This window comes from Variovorax sp. GW821-FHT09B05, assembly GCF_059418265.1.
This window is the reverse complement of record NZ_JBWKPN010000018.1, coordinates 11502-29710: the sequence shown is the minus strand read 5'-3', so window position 1 is coordinate 29710 and position 18209 is coordinate 11502. Positions and strand designations below refer to the sequence as shown.

The 18209-nt window shown below is 71.4% G+C and carries 7 protein-coding genes; all 7 read left to right on the top strand.

The window, feature by feature from the left end; genetic code table 11:
* Nucleotides 1–315 precede the first annotated feature (315 nt).
* The 7 genes from AC07RM_RS33825 to AC07RM_RS33795 all read left to right on the top strand — a co-directional run bounded on the left by AC07RM_RS33825 (nucleotide 316) and on the right by AC07RM_RS33795 (nucleotide 18209).
* A complete protein-coding gene (locus tag AC07RM_RS33825) occupies nucleotides 316–840 on the top strand; it encodes a sigma-70 family RNA polymerase sigma factor (protein WP_495337267.1) in 525 nt (174 codons plus the stop codon).
* 119 nt (nucleotides 841–959) lie between these two features.
* A complete protein-coding gene (locus AC07RM_RS33820; protein ID WP_495337266.1) occupies nucleotides 960–1214 on the top strand; it encodes a DUF4880 domain-containing protein in 255 nt (84 codons plus the stop codon).
* 177 nt (nucleotides 1215–1391) lie between these two features.
* Complete coding sequence (locus AC07RM_RS33815) at nucleotides 1392–1646, top strand: MbtH family protein (RefSeq protein WP_495337265.1); 255 nt, start codon at nucleotides 1392–1394, stop codon at nucleotides 1644–1646.
* 2 nt (nucleotides 1647–1648) lie between these two features.
* On the top strand, nucleotides 1649–2398 hold the full coding sequence (locus tag AC07RM_RS33810; RefSeq protein WP_495337264.1) for a thioesterase II family protein: 750 nt from the start codon (nucleotides 1649–1651) through the stop codon (nucleotides 2396–2398).
* A 102-nt stretch (nucleotides 2399–2500) separates the two neighbouring features.
* Complete coding sequence (locus AC07RM_RS33805) at nucleotides 2501–7831, top strand: amino acid adenylation domain-containing protein (RefSeq protein ID WP_495337263.1); 5331 nt, start codon at nucleotides 2501–2503, stop codon at nucleotides 7829–7831.
* Entirely contained in the window at nucleotides 7831–12441 is a 4611-nt protein-coding gene (locus AC07RM_RS33800) for a type I polyketide synthase (protein ID WP_495337262.1), read from the top strand. Before AC07RM_RS33805 ends, AC07RM_RS33800 begins: the two co-directional genes overlap by 1 nt.
* Nucleotides 12438–18209 carry a non-ribosomal peptide synthetase gene (locus AC07RM_RS33795; protein WP_495337261.1) on the top strand — a complete coding sequence of 1924 codons (5772 nt, stop codon included), beginning with the start codon at nucleotides 12438–12440 and terminating at the stop codon, nucleotides 18207–18209. The genes AC07RM_RS33800 and AC07RM_RS33795 overlap by 4 nt, the downstream gene beginning before the upstream one ends.

Here is an 18209-nt window from a genome sequence, read left to right as displayed (position 1 = left end):
ACGTGCGCAATGGCCGACATGCAATCGCTGACGCATGTCTGTCAAACAATCTGAGCTATCATCGCCCGCCACCGCGCAAGCCAATGCGGGCCTGATGTTCCTTTCGCGGAACATCGTTTCGGTCCCGCTGCAACGTCAGTTCCCCCCCAAGTTTTTTTCGTCCTGATTCCTCGCCCGAACGCGAGTTCAGAGGTGCCCGGAAACATGGTTATAGATAGGAATGATTCGTATTCTGCTTTGGATTACCAAAGTAGTAATCAGCGATCTGCAGGATTTGCGCCGCCCATTTCGTCCCGCTCATCAGAGGTGTTGCACATGCCATCGCATTTGTCCGAGCCCTCGCTCGGAGAAGTCTTCATCGCCCATCGAGCGCAGTTGTGGCGCGTGGCCCGCAAGATCGTCAATACCTCCGATCTGGCGGACGACGTGGTGCAGGATGCCTATCTGAAGATCGTCGACGGCGCTTCGGAGCGACTGGCCGACAAGCCCATCGGCTATTGCTGCCAGGTGGTGCGCAACATGGCGCTCGACTACTGCCGGCGCCATCGCGTCGAAGCGAACTACCGCACCTTCGACGTGGATGTGGAAGTGCTCGAGATCCCGAACGTCGAGACGCCCGATCGCCGCATGCGCGAGCGCCAGGTCATCCATGCGATCGATCGCGCGCTCGCCGAGCTGCCGCCGCGCACGCGCCTGGTCTTCGAGCTCTATCGCCTCGAGGGGCTCACGCAACGCGAGATCGCGGTGCGGCTCGGCTGCGCGCTGGGCCTCGTCAACGGGTTGATCGCCGACGCCGCGGCCGCCATCAAGGGCTGCGCCCACCTGCTGGACGCCGACTGACGGCGCGCTGACCGCCCATGCCGGCGGGTATCGGTACGGTTTGGTATGGTTCGTGCCTGCTGCGATGGCAGTGCGGCGCCGCGAGGCGCCGGCAAGAACAACGCGAACCACCCTCTGGCATGACTCAAGACAAGAACGATCCCGTCTGGAATGCCGCGTGGACGTGGGTGCAGCGGGAATACGACCGCGACACCTTCGACGCCGCGGCGCGGGACGAGATGACGACATGGCTGGCCGCCGATCTGGCCCACCGGCGCGCCTACGACAAGGCGGCCCGCCTCTGGTTGCTGGCCGGCATCGTGCCGCCGGTCAACGACATCGGCAGCGACGACATTCCTCACGACGACACCGGCAACGAGCCCGGCAAGCACTGACGCACCTTCGCGCGGCGGCCGCACCGCCGCCGTGCACGCATCCGGGGCTTTCGACCCCGTGCGAAATGAACAGATGACCCGCTGAAGCGTCCTGTTGAGCAGGAGCGTCCTTCAGAGCGATGGCCGCATGGGCCGATCGCCGGCGTTCCTCCTGTTCAACCGCACAAGGATGCCTCGATGTCTACCAGCTGCTTCGACCGCGACGACGAAACCTTTATCGTTCTGGTCAACCAAGAAGACCAATATTCCATCTGGCCGCACTGGAAAGCCGTGCCGGGCGGATGGACCGCCGTCGAAGGCGTCAAGGGCGACAAGAAGACGGTGCTGGCCTACGTCGAGCAGACGTGGACCGACATGCGTCCCCGCTCGCTGCGCGAATGGATGGTCGCGCAGGAAGGTCGGTCCGCGGCCGCCGAAGGCGCGATCGGCTGAGCGTGGCCGCGCCGGAGCTTGCGCTGCTGTGCCTGCCTTGTGCCGGTGCGAGTGCCACCATGTACCTGCGTTGGCGTCGTCTGGTGCCGCAATGGGTGCGGATCGTGCCCGTGGAGCTGCCGGGCCGTGGCGCGCGCATGGGCGAGGCGTTCATCGAGGACTTCGATGCGCTGGTGGCTCGGCTCTGCGCCGAGCAGGCCGCGTCGATGCAGGGGCGCTTCGCGCTCTTCGGCCACAGCATGGGTGCGCTGCTGGCCTATGGCATCGCGCGCCGCCTGCATGCCGAGCGACGCGCGCTGCCGCTCGCGCTGCTGGTGTCCGGCAGCGCCGCGCCTTCGTGCCGCGATACCGAGCGCTTCAAGGACAAGAACGATGATCAGGCGCTGATCGCCGATCTGCGCAAGCAGGGCGGCACGCCCGAGGAGGTCTTCGCCAGCGAGGAGCTCATGCGCATCACCCTCGATGTGCTGGCCGCCGACTACCGCGTCTGCGAAAGCTTCCGCCATCTCGAGCAAGCGCCGCTGCCGCTGCCGATCCACGCCTTCGCGGGCCGCGACGACGACATTGCCGCGCCCCGTGTCGAGGCCTGGTCGCAACAGGCCGCCGCGGGCTGCACGCTCGACTGGTTCGACGGCGGCCATTTCTTCCTGCGGCACGGCGAAGGCGAATTCCTGAATGTGTTGTTGCGGCGGCTGTACCGGCACGGGCCGGTCGTGCCGAGCGGCGGCCGCGTGGCCTCTTCGGTGGCCTGACGATGGTCATGGCACGGGAGCGAACGGCTGGGCGGCGGTGCGTGCATGCATCCCAATGACGCGGCCCCGATGCCGCTTTTCGATCGTCTGGAGGCTAGAGAAATGACAAGCAAGGCAGTGGCGCCGGCATCCGCATCCGCACGGCCCGCGCAAGGCAGGCCGCGCAATTTCGTGGTCCATCTGCGCGCACTGGCGCGGCATCGTGCCGACGATGTCTGGCTCACCGTCGTCGACGAGATCGCTGGCGTCCATCGCGAGCAGGCCTTCAGCTACGCCGAGTTCGAGCGCCGCGTGCGCGCGCTCGCCGCGCTGCTGCAGCGCGATTTGTCCCAAGGCGACCGCGCGCTGGTCATGCTCGACAACGGCGAGCACTATGCGATCGGCATGCTGGCCTGCTTCTACGCAGGCGTGATCGCGGTGCCGATCTTCCCGCCCGAGTCGGCCCGGCCCCAGCACTTGGCGCGGCTCGCGGGCGTGGCCGCCGATTGCGGCGCGCGCTGCGTGCTGACCACCGCGGCGCTCGAAGCGGCCATCGCCGCAACCTCGCCGACGCAGTTCGCCGGCGCCGCGATCCTCGCCGTCGACGCGGTCGACGACGCGCTGGCCGAGGCCTGGCAGCCCTTCGATCCGGCCGACGACGACATCGCCTTCTTGCAGTACACCTCGGGCTCGACCTCGGCGCCCAAGGGCGTGATCGTCACGCACGGCAACCTGATGGCCAACGAGCATGCGATCCAGGTCGGCATGGGCATCGGGCCCGACGACAAGTTCGTCTCGTGGGCGCCGCTCTATCACGACATGGGCCTGATCGGCGGCCTGCTGCAGCCGCTCTACAGCGGCATCCCGCTGGTGCTGACCTCGCCGCGCCATTTCCTCGAGCGGCCGGTGCGTTGGCTCGAGCTGATCTCGCGCCACCGCGCCACGCTCAGCGGCGGCCCCGACTTCTCGTTCCGGCTGTGCCTCGAGCGCGTGAAGGACGCGCAGCTCGCCACGCTCGACCTGTCGAGCTGGCGCGTGGCCTACACCGGCGCCGAGCCGGTGCGCGCCGACACCGAGGCCGCCTTCATCGAGCGCTTCGCCGCCGCCGGCTTCGATGCCGGCGCGGCCTATCCCTGCTACGGGCTGGCCGAGGCCACGCTCTATGTCACCGGCGGTCGGCGCGGCGACGGCATGGTCGCGCGCGCGTTCTCGAGCGCGGGCCTGGCCGCGGGGCAGGGCACGCCGAGCCTGCCGGGCGAGGGCGGCATGGTGCTGGTCGGCTGCGGCGGCGTGGCGGTCGAGCATCGCGTGGAGATCGTCGATCCCACCACGCAGGCGGTGCTCGAGGGCGGCGCCATCGGCGAGATCTGGATCGCCGGCGCGAGTATCGGCGCCGGCTACTGGGGCAACGAACGCGCCTCGAGCGAGACCTTCGTCGAGCGCGACGGCCTGCGCTGGCTGCGCACCGGCGACCTCGGTTTCTTCCATGACGGCCAGCTCTACGTCACGGGCCGCATCAAGGACCTGATCATCGTGCGCGGCCACAACATCTATCCGCAGGACATCGAGCGCGTGATCGAGGCCGAGGTCGAGGCGGTGCGCAAGGGCCGCGTCGCGGTCTTCGCGGCCCACGGCCCCGACGGCGAGGGCATCGGCGCGGCCGCCGAGATCTCGCGCAGCATGCAGAAGCTGGTGCCGCCGCAGGTGCTGGTCGAGGCGCTGAGCGCCGCGGTCAGCGAGGTGTTCGGCGAGCCGTTGTCTGCCGTGGTGCTGCTCAACCCGGGCGGCATGCCCAAGACCACCAGCGGCAAGCTGCAACGCAGCGCCTGCCGCGCGGGCTGGCTCGACCGCAGCGCCGATGCCTATGCGATCCACGAGCGCGGTCGCTTCGTGAAGGGCGGCCCCGCCTCCGACGTGACGGTCGAGGCGGCGCTCGACGAGACCGAGCGCGCCCTCGATGCGATCTGGCGCGAGGTGCTGCGCCAGGCCGACGCGCCCGCGCTGCCGCGCGACGCGCACTTCTTCGCGCGCGGCGGCAGTTCGCTGACCGCCACGCAGGCCGCGGCGCGCATCGCCTCGCAGTGGCAGATCGACTTCCCCGTGCGGCTGCTGTTCGAGCAGCCGCGCCTGCATGCGTGCGCGGCCACCGTGCGCCGGCTGCTGGCCGAGGGCCGGCGCGAGCGTCCCGCCCCCGTCGCCGTGCTGACCGCGGCGCAGCGCCAGCAGGGCCTGCCGCTGTCGCATGCGCAGGAGCGCCAATGGTTCCTGTGGCAGCTCGACCCGCGAAGCGCGGCCTATCACATGAGCGGTGCGATGCAGCTGCGCGGCGCCCTCGATGCCGATGCATTGCGCGCCGCGCTCGGCGACCTGGTCGAGCGCCACGAGTCGCTGCGCACCGTGTTCCGCGCGGGCGCGGACGGCGTGCCGATGCAATGGGTTCAAGAAACCTCCGAAGCGAGCGTCGAGATCGTCGACCTGCGCGCGCGGCCCGCCGACACGCGGGATGCGAGGCTGGCCGAGGAAGCACGCCGCATCAAGGCCACCCCCTTCGATCTCACGCAGGGCGGCCTGCTGCGCGTCGCGCTGCTGCGCACCGCCGACGAGGTCCAGCTGCTGGTGGTCGCCATGCACCACATCGTCTCCGACGGTGCCTCGATGCAGGTGCTGCTCGAGGAACTGGCCGCGGGCTACGCGGCCCGCCTGCAGGGCCGCGCGGCCGAGGTCGCCGTGCCCGCGCTGCAGTACGCCGACTACGCCTGCTGGCAGCGCGACTGGCTCGCGGCCGGCGAGGCCGAGCGCCAGGCCGCCTGGTGGCGCGCGCAGCTGGGCCATGAGCACCCGGTGCTCGAGCTGCGCACCGACCGTCCGCGCCAGCCACGCGCGAGCTACCGCGCGGCGCGCCGTGGCTTCGAGCTGCCCGCGCCGCTGCTCGCGCGGCTGCGCGCGCTGGCCCAGGCCGAGGGCGCCACGCTCTTCATCGTGCTGCTGGCGGGGCTGCAGGTGCTGCTGCACCGCTACACCGGCCAGCAGGACATCCACGTCGGCGTGGCCATCGCCAATCGCGGTCGCCTCGAGTTCGAAAGAATCGTCGGCCTGTTCGTCAACACGCTGGTGTTGCGCAACCGGATCGATGGCCGTGCTCCGCTGGCGGGTGTGCTCGCGCAGGCCCGCGACGCGGTGCTCGGCGCGCAGGCGCACCAGGACCTGCCGTTCGAGCAGCTCGTGCAGATGCTGCAACCCGAGCGCAGCACGAGCCTCAATCCGCTGGTCCAGGTGATGTTCAATCACCTGGTCGAGGACTGGGGTGCCCTGCGCCGACTGGGATGGGAGGCGCCCGCGAGCTCCGTGCAGCCCGACCTGGAAGCCCAGTTCGAACTGGTGCTCGAGGCACGCGAAAGCCTCGAGGGTCCATTGAGGATGGATCTGATCTATGCGGCCGAGTTGTTCGATGCCGAAACCATCGAGCGCATGGCGGGCCACTACCTCGCGGTGCTCGAAACCATCGCCGCCGATGGCGGGCGCGCGGTCGGCGACGTGCCGCTGCTCGTGGCGGCCGAGCAGGCCGAACTCGCGCAATGGAGCGTCAACGCCCACCGCGAAGCCGATGTCGAGCCGGTGCATCGCACGATCGAGCGCCAGGCGCGGCGGCAGCCCGATGCCGTCGCATTGCTCTTCGCCGACGAGACGCTGCGCTTCGCCGAACTCAATCGCCGCGCCAACCGCCTCGCGCACCGGCTGATCGCGCTCGGCGTGCGGCCGGACGTGCGCGTGGGCATCGCGATGGAACGCAGCGTCGAGCTGGTCGTCGGCCTGCTGGCCGTCCTCAAGGCCGGCGGCGCCTATCTGCCGCTCGATCCCGAATTTCCGGCGCAGCGCCTGGCGCACATGGCGCACGAGAGCGGCATCGGCCTCCTGCTCACGCAGCGCGCCACCCGTGGCTGCGTCGACGCGCGCGACGGCCTTGCGGTGCTCGAGATCGACAGCCTCGACCTCAGCACCGAACCCGAGTCCGACCCCGACGTGGCGCTGCATGGCGAGAACCTCGCCTACGTGATCTACACCTCGGGTTCCACCGGCAAGCCCAAGGGCGCGGCCAACCGGCACCGTGCGCTGCACAACCGGCTGGCCTGGATGCAGCAGGCCTACGGCATCGGCCCCGGCGACACGGTGCTGCAGAAGACGCCGTTCAGCTTCGACGTCTCGGTGTGGGAGTTCTTCTGGCCGCTGATGCACGGCGCGCGGCTGGCCGTGGCGGCACCGGGCGATCACCGCGATCCCGCGCGCCTGGTCGAGCTGATCCGTCGGCATGGCGTGAGCACGCTGCACTTCGTGCCCTCGATGCTGCAGGCCTTCCTGAGCCATCCCGGGGTGGAGAGCTGCACCAGCCTGCGCCGCATCGTCTGCAGCGGCGAGGCCCTGCCCGCCGAGGTCCAGAACGAGGTGCTTGCCCGCCTGCCGCAGGCCCGGCTGTACAACCTCTATGGCCCGACCGAGGCAGCCATCGACGTGACCCACTGGACCTGCCGCGACGACGGCGAAAGCCTGGTGCCCATCGGCCGCCCGATCAGCGACACCCAGGCCTGGGTGCTCGACGCCGAGCTCCACCGCGTGCCGCGCGGCGTGGCCGGCGAGCTCCATCTCGGCGGCGTGAACCTCGCGCGCGGCTACCTGAACCGCGCCGGCCTCAGCGCCGAGCGCTTCGTGGCCGATCCCTTCGGCGATGGCGGCCGGCTCTACCGCACCGGTGATCTGGTGCGCTGGAACGCCGAAGGCCAGATCGAGTATCTCGGCCGCATCGACCATCAGGTCAAGATCCGCGGCCTGCGCATCGAGCTCGGCGAGATCGAGGCCCAGCTCGCGGCCCAGCCCGAGGTTCGCGAATCGGTGGTGGTCGCGAAGGAGGGTCCGGCCGGTGCCACGCTGGTCGGCTATGTCTCGCCGCGTGGCAACGCGCCCGTCGACACCGCCGTGCTGCGCGAGCGCCTGGGCCAGTCGCTGCCCGACTACATGGTGCCGCGCGCCATCGTCGTGCTCGATGCGCTGCCGCTCAATGCCAACGGCAAGGTCGACCGCAAGGCGCTGCCCGAGCCCGACGGCCTGGCGGGCGCGCGCGCCTACGAGGCGCCGCAGGGCGAGGTGGCGCGCACGCTCGCGGCCATCTGGTCCGAGCTGCTGCAGGTGCCGCAGGTCGGCCAGCACGACAACTTCTTCGACCTCGGCGGCCATTCGCTGTTGCTGATCCGCGCGCACCGCCTGCTGCAGGACCGGCTGCGCATCGAGCTGCCGCTGGTCCAGCTGTTCAAGCACCCCACGGTCGAGTCGCTGGCGCGCGCCATCGAGCAGGGCGGTGGCCGTGCCGAGGCCGCGGCCGCATCGGCCGCCATCGACGAGCGCGCGCTGCGCCAGCGCGCCGCCATGCTTCAACGCCGCAAGGCCGCAGAGAGAGTCCACTGATGTCCACGCCCGAGTCCTTCGACGCCGTTCCCGGCGAACCCACCGGCCTGGAGATCGCCATCGTCGGCATGGCCGGGCGCTTTCCCGGCGCCGACGATGTCGATGCCTTCTGGCGCAACATCCGCGACGGCGTGGAGTCGATCCAGCGCTTCTCCGACGAGGAGCTGCGCGCGCGGGGCGTGCCGCAGTCGGTGCTCGAGGAGCCCGACTACGTCAAGGCCGGCGTGCGCTTCGAGGGCTTCGACCAGTTCGACGCCGCCTTCTTCGGCTACGCGCCGCGCGAGGCCGAGACCCTCGATCCGCAGCAGCGCATCTTTCTCGAATGCGCCTGGTCCTCGCTCGAGCACGCGGGCTGCGATCCCGCGCGCTGGCAGGGCAAGGTCGGCGTGTACGCGGGCGAGGGCGCCAACGTCTACCTGATCCGCAACCTGCTGCCCTCGTTCGACCTCGGCGCCCACAGCGGCATCGCCGACCTGCTGGGCCTGATGAGCGGCAACTCGGGCGGTTCGCTGTGCACGCGCGTGGCCTACAAGCTCGACCTGCGCGGCCCGGCCGTGAGCGTACAGACCGCCTGCTCGACCTCGCTGACGGCGGTGCACACCGCCTGCCAGGCGCTGCTGGCGCACGACTGCGACATGGCGCTCGCGGGCGGCGTGTGGCTCAACCTGCTGCAGGAAGGCGGCTACCGCTGGCAGGCCGGCGCCATCCTCTCGCCCGACGGCCACTGCCGCGCCTTCGACGCCGAGGCGGCCGGCACGGTGATCGGCAGCGGCGCGGGCGTGGTCGTGCTCAAGCGGCTCGACGAGGCGCTGCGCGACGGCGACACCATCCATGCCGTCATCAAGGGCACCGCGGCCAACAACGACGGCTCGGCCAAGGTCGGCTTCACCGCGCCCAGCGTGGACGGCCAGGCCGAGGTGATCCGCGCGGCGCAATTGATCGCGGGCGTGTCGGCCGACACCATCGGCTATGTCGAGACCCACGGCACCGGCACCACGCTCGGCGACCCGATCGAGATCGCCGCGCTGACCCAGGCCTTCCGCGCCGACACCGAGCGGCGCGGCTTCTGCGCCGTCGGTTCGGTCAAGACCAACATCGGTCACCTCGACGCCGCCGCTGGCGTGGCCGGCCTCATCAAGGCCGCGCAGGCGCTGCGCCACCGCGTGCTGCCCGCGAGCCTGCATTTCCGAGCACCCAATCCGCAGATCGATTTCGCCCACAGCCCGTTCTACGTCAACACGGTGTCGAAGCCCTGGCCCGAAGGGCCGGTGCCGCGCCGCGCGGGCGTGAGCTCGTTCGGCATCGGCGGCACCAACGTGCACGTGGTGCTCGAGGAGGCGCCCGTTGCGCCCGCGCCTCGGCCCGCGGAGGGCGAGCCGTCGTGGCAGGTGCTGCCCGTGTCGGCCAGGGACGAGGTCGCGCTGGCGCAGGCGCGCGCGCGGCTCGCCGCCGAGCTGGCGGCGCCGCCGCAGGCATCCGGCGCGCCCGCGCTCGAGGACGTGGCCGCCACGCTGCAGGACGGACGCCGCGCCTTCGAATGGCGCAGCGCCGTGGTCGCGAACGGGTCGGCGCTGGCCGCGCAGATGCTGTCCTCGCCGGCGCTCGCCGCCACCCGCGCACCGGGCTCGGCGCCGGAGGTGGCCTTTCTCTTTCCGGGCGGCGGCACCCAGCACGCCTGGATGGGCCAGGCGCTCTATCGCGACAGCCGGGTCTTTCGCGAGACCCTCGACCGTTGCGCCGCGCTGCTGCGCGCGGACAGCGGCATCGATCTGCTCGAACTGCTGTTCCCTTCCGCTGGCGACGAGCAGGCGACCAACGAGCGGCTGGCGCGCATCGAGTTCGCGCAGCCCGCGCTGTTTGCCGTCGAGTACGCGATGGCGCGCTGGTGGATGCATGCCGGCGTGGTGCCGTCGATGATGCTCGGCCACAGCCTTGGCGAGTACGTGGCGGCCTGCGTGGCCGGCGTGTTCTCGCTCGAGGACGCGCTGCGCATCGTGGCCGCGCGCGGCCGGCTGATGCAGACGCTGGTTCCGGGTGCGATGACCGCAGTGCCGCTGTCGGAAGCCGAGGTCGCGCCCTTCCTGTCGACCGGTTGCGACCTGGCCGTGGTCAACGGCGAACAGCTCTGCGTGCTGGCGGGCCCGATCGATGCGATCGAGCGCGCCGAGGAGGCGCTGCGTGCGCGGCAGCACCTGCCGCGCCGCCTGCATGTGTCGATCGCTTCGCACTCGCGCCTGGTGGATCCGATCGTCGCCGAGCTCGAGCGCCTGACCGCGTCGGTGCCGCGCCATGCACCGCGCATTCCCTTCCTGTCCAACCTCAGCGGCCAGCCGATCACGGCACAGGAGGCGACCAGCCCCGGCTACTGGGGCCGGCACCTGCGCGGCACGGTGCGCTTCGTCGACGGCCTGCGCGGCCTGCTCGCCACGCCGGGCCGGGTGCTGCTCGAGGTCGGCCCGGGCGAATCGCTGAGCGCGCTCGCGCGCCAGCATCCGGACGCGAAGTCGGCCCTCGGCATTTGGGCCAGCCAGGCCCATCCGCAGCAACATGCGCGCAATGCGCAGCAGCGCGCGGTGGCGATCGCCAACCTGTGGACCGCGGGCGTGGACATCGGCTGGGACGCCCTGCGCGAGGGCGCGCCGCGCCGTCGCGTGCCGCTGCCCGGCTATGCCTTCCAGCGCCGGCGCTTCTGGATCGAGGCCGGCGAGAACGCACGGCCCGTGGAGCCGCAGGCGCCGGGCCTGTTCTACCGCCCGGTCTGGAAGCGCGCGGAGGCCGTGGCCTCCGCCGCAACGCCGGCGCAGGCTTCGCCCCAGGGCTGCACGCTGGTTCTCGGCGATCTCGACAGCTTCACCGACCGCCTCGGCAGCCTGCTGCGCGCGCGTGGCGACCGCGTGGTGCTCGCACTGCGCGGGACGAAGTTCGCGCGCACCGCCGAGCGCCAGTACACGCTGCGCCCGGCCGAGCGCGCCGACCACGAGGCGCTGCTGCGCGAAGTCGAGTCCGAAGCCGGGCCCGTGACCGAGCTGCTGCACCTCTGGAGCCTCGATGGCGGCACTTCTTCCGCGGCGTCCAGTGGCGCCGTGTTCGAAGCCGGCTATTTCAGCCTGCTCGCGCTGGCCCAGGCGCTCGACGCGGTCGACGGCGCCAGCCGGCCGCCGCTGCGGCTCGCGGTGGTCACCGACGGCGTCGAGGACGTCGCAGGCACCGAGGCTCTCGCGCCCGAGAAGGCCACGGTGCTCGGCATCGCCAAGGTGCTCGCGCAGGAGTACCCGGCGATCGCCTGCCGCGTGGTCGACGTGGTGCGGCCCGCGCCCGAGAGCCCGGCCGAGGCCGCGCTCGCGCGCCGCATCGTCGAGGAGAGCGCGGCAGCCGATGGCGAGTTCGTCGTCGCATACCGCGGACCGCATCGCTGGACCAAGGCCTACGAGCCGCTGCCCGCGCAGATGCCGGGCACGCAGCGGCTGCGCCAGGGCGGCGTGTACCTCATCACCGGCGGGCTTGGCAGCGTGGGCCTCGCGCTGGCCCGCCATCTGAGCCGGCAGTGGCAGGCCAGGCTGGTGCTGCTGGGCCGCAGCCCCCTGCCGGCGCGCGTCGACTGGCAGCGCCTGGCATCGGATGCGGGACAGCCCATCGCGCTGCGGCGCCGGCTCGAGCAACTGCTTGCGCTCGAGGCCGAGGGCGCGCAACTGCTCGCGCTGCAGGCCGACGTCACCGACGCCGCGCAGCTGCGCGGCGCGCTGGACGCCGTTCACGCGCACTTCGGCCCGGTCCATGGCGTGGTGCATGCCGTGGTGCAGCCCGACCGCGGCATGATCGCGCAGCGCACGCAGGCTTCGGTGCAGGCTGCCTTCGCGCCCAAGATCGAGGGCACGCGCGCGCTGTTCGAGGCGCTGCGCGACGAACCGGTCGACTTCGTGCTGTTCTGCTCGTCGGTGGCGGCGCTGATCGGCGGCCTCGGCCGCAGCGACTATGCGGCGGCCAACGCCTACCTCGATGCCTTCGCGAACGCACGGCGCCGCGAATCGTCGCTGGCGGTGTTCTCGGTGAACTGGGACGCCTGGCGCGACGTCGGCATCGCCGCCGACATGGACATGCCCGAAGGCGTGGGCCTCGACGAACGCACCGGCGTGCTGGCCTTCGAGCAGATCGCCAACGGCCCCGACCTGCCGCAGACGGTGGTGTCGATCACGCCGCTGGCAGCGCGCCTGCGCCCGCTCGAGGGCCTGCTCGATGCGCTGGACGACGGCACGCCCACCGCCGCCGCCGAAGGCCGCGCCGGCCATGCGCGGCCCGTGCTGCCCACGCCCTATCTCGCGCCCGAAGGCGACCTGGAACAGGGGCTGGCCGAGCTGTGGCGCGAGGCGCTGGGCATCGAGCCGGTGGGCGCCAACGACAACCTGTTCGAGCTCGGCGGCGATTCGCTGCTCGCCATCCGCTTGCTGGCGCGGGTGCGCAAGGTCTATGGCGTCGAGCTGCATCCCGCCGCGTTCTTCAAGGCGCCCACGATCGCCGAGCTGGCGGTGCTGGTCGAGACCGTCCTGATCGAGGAGATCGAGCGCGAGGCCGCCGGCGAGGCCGAAACGACCACCACGAGTCTTTCATCATGAGCGAGAGCAAGGATCTTTCCGCCCGCCGCGCGAAGCTGTCGCCGGCGCAACTGAGCCTGCTGCAGCGCCGCCTGCGGCGCGAGGGCGGCCACGGTCCCGCCGCGCCGCCGCGCTCGCGCGAGGCCATCGCGAAGAGCATCGACGATGGCGGGGCCGCACCCGTCTCCTTCATGCAGCAGGGCCAGTGGTTCCTGTGGCAGCTCGACGCGAGCAATACGGCGTACCACGTCGGCGGCGCCCTCGGCTTCTCGGGGCCGCTGGACGTGGCCGCGCTGCAAGCCGCGGTGCACCGGCTCGTTCAGCGCCACGACAGCCTGCGCACCGTGTTCGGCCTGAACGCCGAAGGCTTGCCCGAACAGCGGCTCGACGCCGCAGCGCGCATCGAGATTCCCTTCGTCGACCTCAGTGCGCTGGATGCCGCGATGCGCGCGCTGCGCCATCGCGAGGCCGTGCTCGAGGTCTGCCGCACGCCCTTCGACCTGACGACCGGCCCGCTGCTGCGCGGAAAGCTGTTGAAGATGGAGGAGGGCGAGCACCACTTGCTGCTGACGCTGCACCACATCGTCTCGGACGCGTGGACCGTCGAGCTCATCCTCGACGAGCTGGCGCAGCTCTACGCGCAGCAACTCGATGGCGACGCGGCCTTCGCGGGCGGCGAGCCCGAGATCCGCTACATCGACTTCGCCCGCTGGCAACACCGGTGGCTCGAGAGCGAAGAGGGGGCGCGGCAACTGGCGCACTGGCGCCGGCGGCTCGGCGGCCATCCGCCGGCGCTCGATCTGGCCACCGACCGTCCGCGTTCGGGCCTGAACGGCTACAGCGCGGTGCAGCATGTGCTCGACCTGCCGGCGACGCTCGTGCTCGAACTCAAGCAGCAGGTGCGCGCGCAGGGCGGCACGCTGTTCATGGCGCTGCTCGCGGCCTTCCATGCGCTGCTGTTCCGCCACACCGGGCAGGCGGAGATCCGGGTCGGCGTTCCTGTCTCGGGGCGCACCCGCCCCGAGATGGCGGGCGTCGTGGGCGCCTTCATCAACACCGTGGTGATGGATGCGCGTCCGGATGCGCGCATGTCGCTGGCCGAACTGCTCGCGCAGGTGCGCGACACCGCTTTCGAGGCGCAAGCGAACCAGGAACTCCCCTACGAGCGGCTGGTGCAGGCACTGCGTGCCGACCGCGACTCCGCGGGCACGCCGCTGTTCCAGGTCATGTTCAACCATCTGGGCGAAGGCGACCGCCCGCTGCGCGGCTGGCCGCGGCTACGCGTGCGGCGCATCGACCTGGAGGAACGCGCGGCACCCTTCGAACTCACGCTGGAAACCATCGAACGCGAGGACGGCGGCATCCGCGCCGCCTTCCGCTACGCGGCCGAACTGTTCGAGCCCGCCACCATCGCGCGGCTCGCGGGCCACTACCAGCGCGTGCTCGCGGCGCTCGCGGCCGATCCGCGGCAGGCGCTGGGCGCGCTCGCGCTGCTCGACGACGCGGAGCAAGCGCAGCTCGCGGCCTGGGGCGTGAACACGGCCAGCCATGGCGAGGCCGAGCCGGTGCACCACCTGATCGCGCGGCGCGCCGCCGCGCATCCGCAGGACGAGGCGCTGGTCTTCGGCTACGAGACGCTGAGCTACGCCGAGCTCGAGCGCCGCGCCAACCGCCTTGCGCACCGGCTCGTCGCCCAGGGCGTGCGGCCCGAAAGCCTCGTGGGCGTGGCGCTGGAGCGCGGCAGCGAGCTCGTGATCGCGCTGCTCGCGGTCATGAAGGCCGGCGGCGCCTACGTGCCCATCGACCCCGACCATCCGCCCGACCGCGTCGCCTACATGCTGGCGGACAGCGGTCTCGCGCTCGTGCTCACGCAGCAGCGCCTGCGCGAACGGCTGCCGGCCGATGCGGGCGTGGCGGTGCTGGCCATCGATGCCCCGGACGCGAACGACGCGCCGGACCACGACCCCGCCGTGGCATTGAACGCGGAGAACCTCGCCTACGTGATCTACACCTCGGGCTCCACCGGCAAGCCCAAGGGCGCGGCGAACCGGCACCGTGCGCTGCACAACCGGCTGGCCTGGATGCAGCAGGCCTACGGCATCGGCCCCGGCGACACGGTGCTGCAGAAGACGCCGTTCAGCTTCGACGTGTCGGTGTGGGAGTTCTTCTGGCCGCTGATGCACGGCGCGCGGCTGGCCGTGGCGGCACCGGGCGATCACCGCGATCCCGCGCGCCTGGTCGAACTGATCCGCCGGCATGGCGTGAGCACGCTGCACTTCGTGCCCTCGATGCTGCAGGCCTTCCTGGGCCATCCCGAGGTGGAGAGCTGCACCAGCCTGCGCCGCATCGTTTGCAGCGGCGAGGCCCTGCCCGCCGAGGCGCAGAACGAGGTGTTCCGGCGCCTGCCCGGTGTCGGCCTCTACAACCTCTACGGCCCGACCGAGGCCGCGATCGACGTGACGCACTGGACCTGCCGCGACGATGGCCGCAGCCAGGTCGCGATCGGGCAGCCCGTCTCGGGCATCCAGACCCACGTGCTCGACGCCTCACTCAACCTCGTGCCGCCGGGTGTCGCGGGCGAGCTCTACCTGGGCGGCATCGGCCTTGCGCGCGGCTATGCGAAGCGTCCGGGCCTGACCGCGGAGCGCTTCGTGGCCGATCCCTTCGGCCAGGGCGGCCGGCTCTACCGCACCGGCGACCTGGTGCGCTGGAACGCCGAGGGCCAGCTCGACTACCTCGGCCGCCTCGACCACCAGGTGAAGATCCGCGGCCTGCGCATCGAACTCGGCGAGATCGAGGCGCAACTGCTCGCGCATCCGCAGGTGCGCGAGGCGGTGGTGGTGACGCAGCAGGGTGCCGGCGGCGTGCGGCTGGCGGCCTACGTCTCGCTGCGCGGCGGCCAGGCCTCGCCGCCCTTCGACGCGCAGGTGCTGCGCGAATGGCTGGGCCGCATGCTGCCCGAGTACATGGTGCCGTCGCTGCTGATGACGCTGTCCGGCCTGCCGCTCAACGCGAACGGCAAGATCGACCGCAAGGCGCTGCCGCCGATCGAGGCCGCCGACACCGGCGCGCACGAGCCGCCGAGCGGCGCGCTCGAGGAAGCGCTGGCGTGCGTCTGGCGCGAGCTGCTGGGCGTGGCGCAGGCGGGCCGGCAGGCGAACTTCTTCGAGCTCGGCGGCCATTCGCTGATGGCCGCGCAGCTGGTGTCCCGCCTGCGCACGGGCGCGGCACTGCAGTTGCCGCTGCGCGAGGTGTTCGAGCATCCGGTGCTGCGCGACATGGCCACGCGCCTCGTGCCGGTGGTCGCCGGTGCGTCGTCGCCGCCGCCGCTGATGCCGGTGGCGCGTGCTGCGCAAATAAGCCTGTCGCCCACCCAGCACCGCCTGTGGCTCGTCGATAGGCTGTCGAGCGATGCCTCGCGCGCCGCCTACAACATGGCGACCGCGCTGCGCTTCGAGGGGCCGCTCGACCCGGTCGTGCTGCGCCGCGCGCTCGAGACGCTGGTGTCGCGCCACGAGGTGCTGCGCATGGCCTATCCCGGGAACGACGAGGGCGAGCCGGTCGCCACCATCGCGCCGATGGTCGCCTTCGACCTGCCCTGGGTCGACCTGTCGCCGGTCGCGCCCGAGACCGAAGCCGCGCGCATCGACGCCGCGCTGGAGGCGATGGCCGCGCAGCCCTTCGACCTGGCGGCGGCCGCGCCGCTGCGTGCCTCGCTGCTGCACCTCGGCCCCGGGCGTCATGCGCTGCTGCTGTGCGTGCATCACATCGCCTTCGACGGCTGGTCGGGCGCGATCTTCGCGCGCGAGTTCGTGGCCGCGTACGAGGCGCTGCGCGCCGATCGTCCCTCGACCCTGCCGCCGCTGCGCGTGCAGTACGCCGACTATGCGGTCTGGCATGCCCGCATGCTGGAGGCCACGCGCGCGCAGGACGCGGCCTTCTGGCAGCGCTATCTGGACCATGCGCCGAAGGGCTCGCGCCTGCCGGTGGACGGTCCGTCGCCGGGCGCCGCGGGACAGGCGGGCGACAGCCTGCGCGTGCCGATCGAAGGCGCGCTGGTGGAAGCGCTCGCGCCGTTGGCGCGCGCGCACCGGACCTCGCGCTTCGTCGTGATGCTCGCGGCCTTCCTCGCGCTGGTGCATCGCGAGGCCGGTGTCGACGATCTGGTCGTCGGCACCGACGTCGCCGGCCGCGACCATCCCGAGCTCGAGAAGCTCATGGGTTTCTTCGTCAACGTGGTGCCGCTGCGCTCGCGCCGCGACGAGGCGGCACGCTTCGGCGACTGGCTGGCGCGGGTACACGAGGGCGCGCAATCGGCGTTCGCGCACGGCGGCGTGCCTTTCGACCGCATCCTCGACCTGGCCGGCATCGGCCGCGCGCAGGGAACGCCCGTGCGCATGCTGTTCGTGATGCAGAACACGCCGGCCAGTCGTTTCGAGATTCCGGGCCTGCGCATCGACGTGGTGCCGCAGAAGGTACGGCATTCGAAGTTCGACATCGCCGTCTTCCTTCACGAGGGAGCGCGCGAGTGGACCGCCGAGTGGGTCTACGACACCGCCCTGTACCGCGGCGAATCGATCCGGCGCTGGGCCGCCGACTGGTGCGCGCTGCTGCGGCAATTGGTCCTCTCGCCCGATGCACGGGTCGAGCAACTCTTCTCAACACCTGTTCGCAAGGAATCGCCCATGAATCCGATGCCGTCGCCCCAGCTCGGCAAGCTGGACAAGCTCAAGAAATTCGCGGCCCGGCCATCGGCGGCCCCGGCTTCCGTCGCCCGCGCTACTGCCGCATCGCGGCCGCAGGTCAAGACCTCCTTCCTGTCCGAGGGCCGCGAGTTCCCGCTGGTCATCGAGCCCGCGAGCGCCGGCTTCGACGCCCTCGCCTGGGTGCGCGAGCACCGCGGCTTCGTCGATGACGCATTGGCGCACCACGGTGGCCTGCTGTTCCGCGATTTCGGCCTCGAGACACCGCAGGACTTCGAGGCCTTCGCCGAGAACGTCGAGCCCGAGCTCTACGGCAGCTACGGCGACCTGCCCAAGAAGGAAGGCGGGCGCCGCACCTACCGTTCCACGCCGTACCCGGAGCGGCAGATGATCCTGTACCACAACGAGAGCGCGCACATGGACCGCTGGCCGCGCAAGCAGTGGTTCTATTGCGAGCTGCCGTCCCGCGTGGGCGGCGCCACGCCCATCGTCGACTGCCGCGAGATGCTGCGGCGCCTGCCGGCGGACATCGTGGAAGCCTTCGAGCGCAAGGCGCTGACCTACGTGCGCACCTTCACGCCGCACCTGGACGTGAGCTGGCGCGATTTCTTCAAGACCGACCGGCGCGAGGAGGTCGAGGCCCGGCTGGCCGCCGGTGGCATCGAATGGCGCTGGCTCGACGAGGACACGCTGCAGACGCGGACCCACTGCCCCGCGGTCATGAGGCATCCGCTGACCGGCGAGCGCGTGTTCTTCAACCAGGTGCAACTGCACCATCCCGCCTGCCTCGAAGCCGACGTGCGCGAGGACCTGCTCGCGCTGGTCGGCGCCGAACGCATGCCGCGCCATGTCTGCCATGGCGACGGCACGCCGATCGACGACGAGACCATGGCCATCGTGGGCCGCGCCTACGAGGCCTGCGCGGTGCGCTTCGACTGGCGCAAGGGCGACGTGGTGATGCTCGACAACATGCTCGCGGCCCATGCGCGCGACCCCTACGAGGGGCCGCGAAAGATCGTCGTGGCCATGGGCGCGATGTTCGAGCGCTCTGCGCTGCGGGCCGCCGAGGCGGTGGGGAGCGCATGA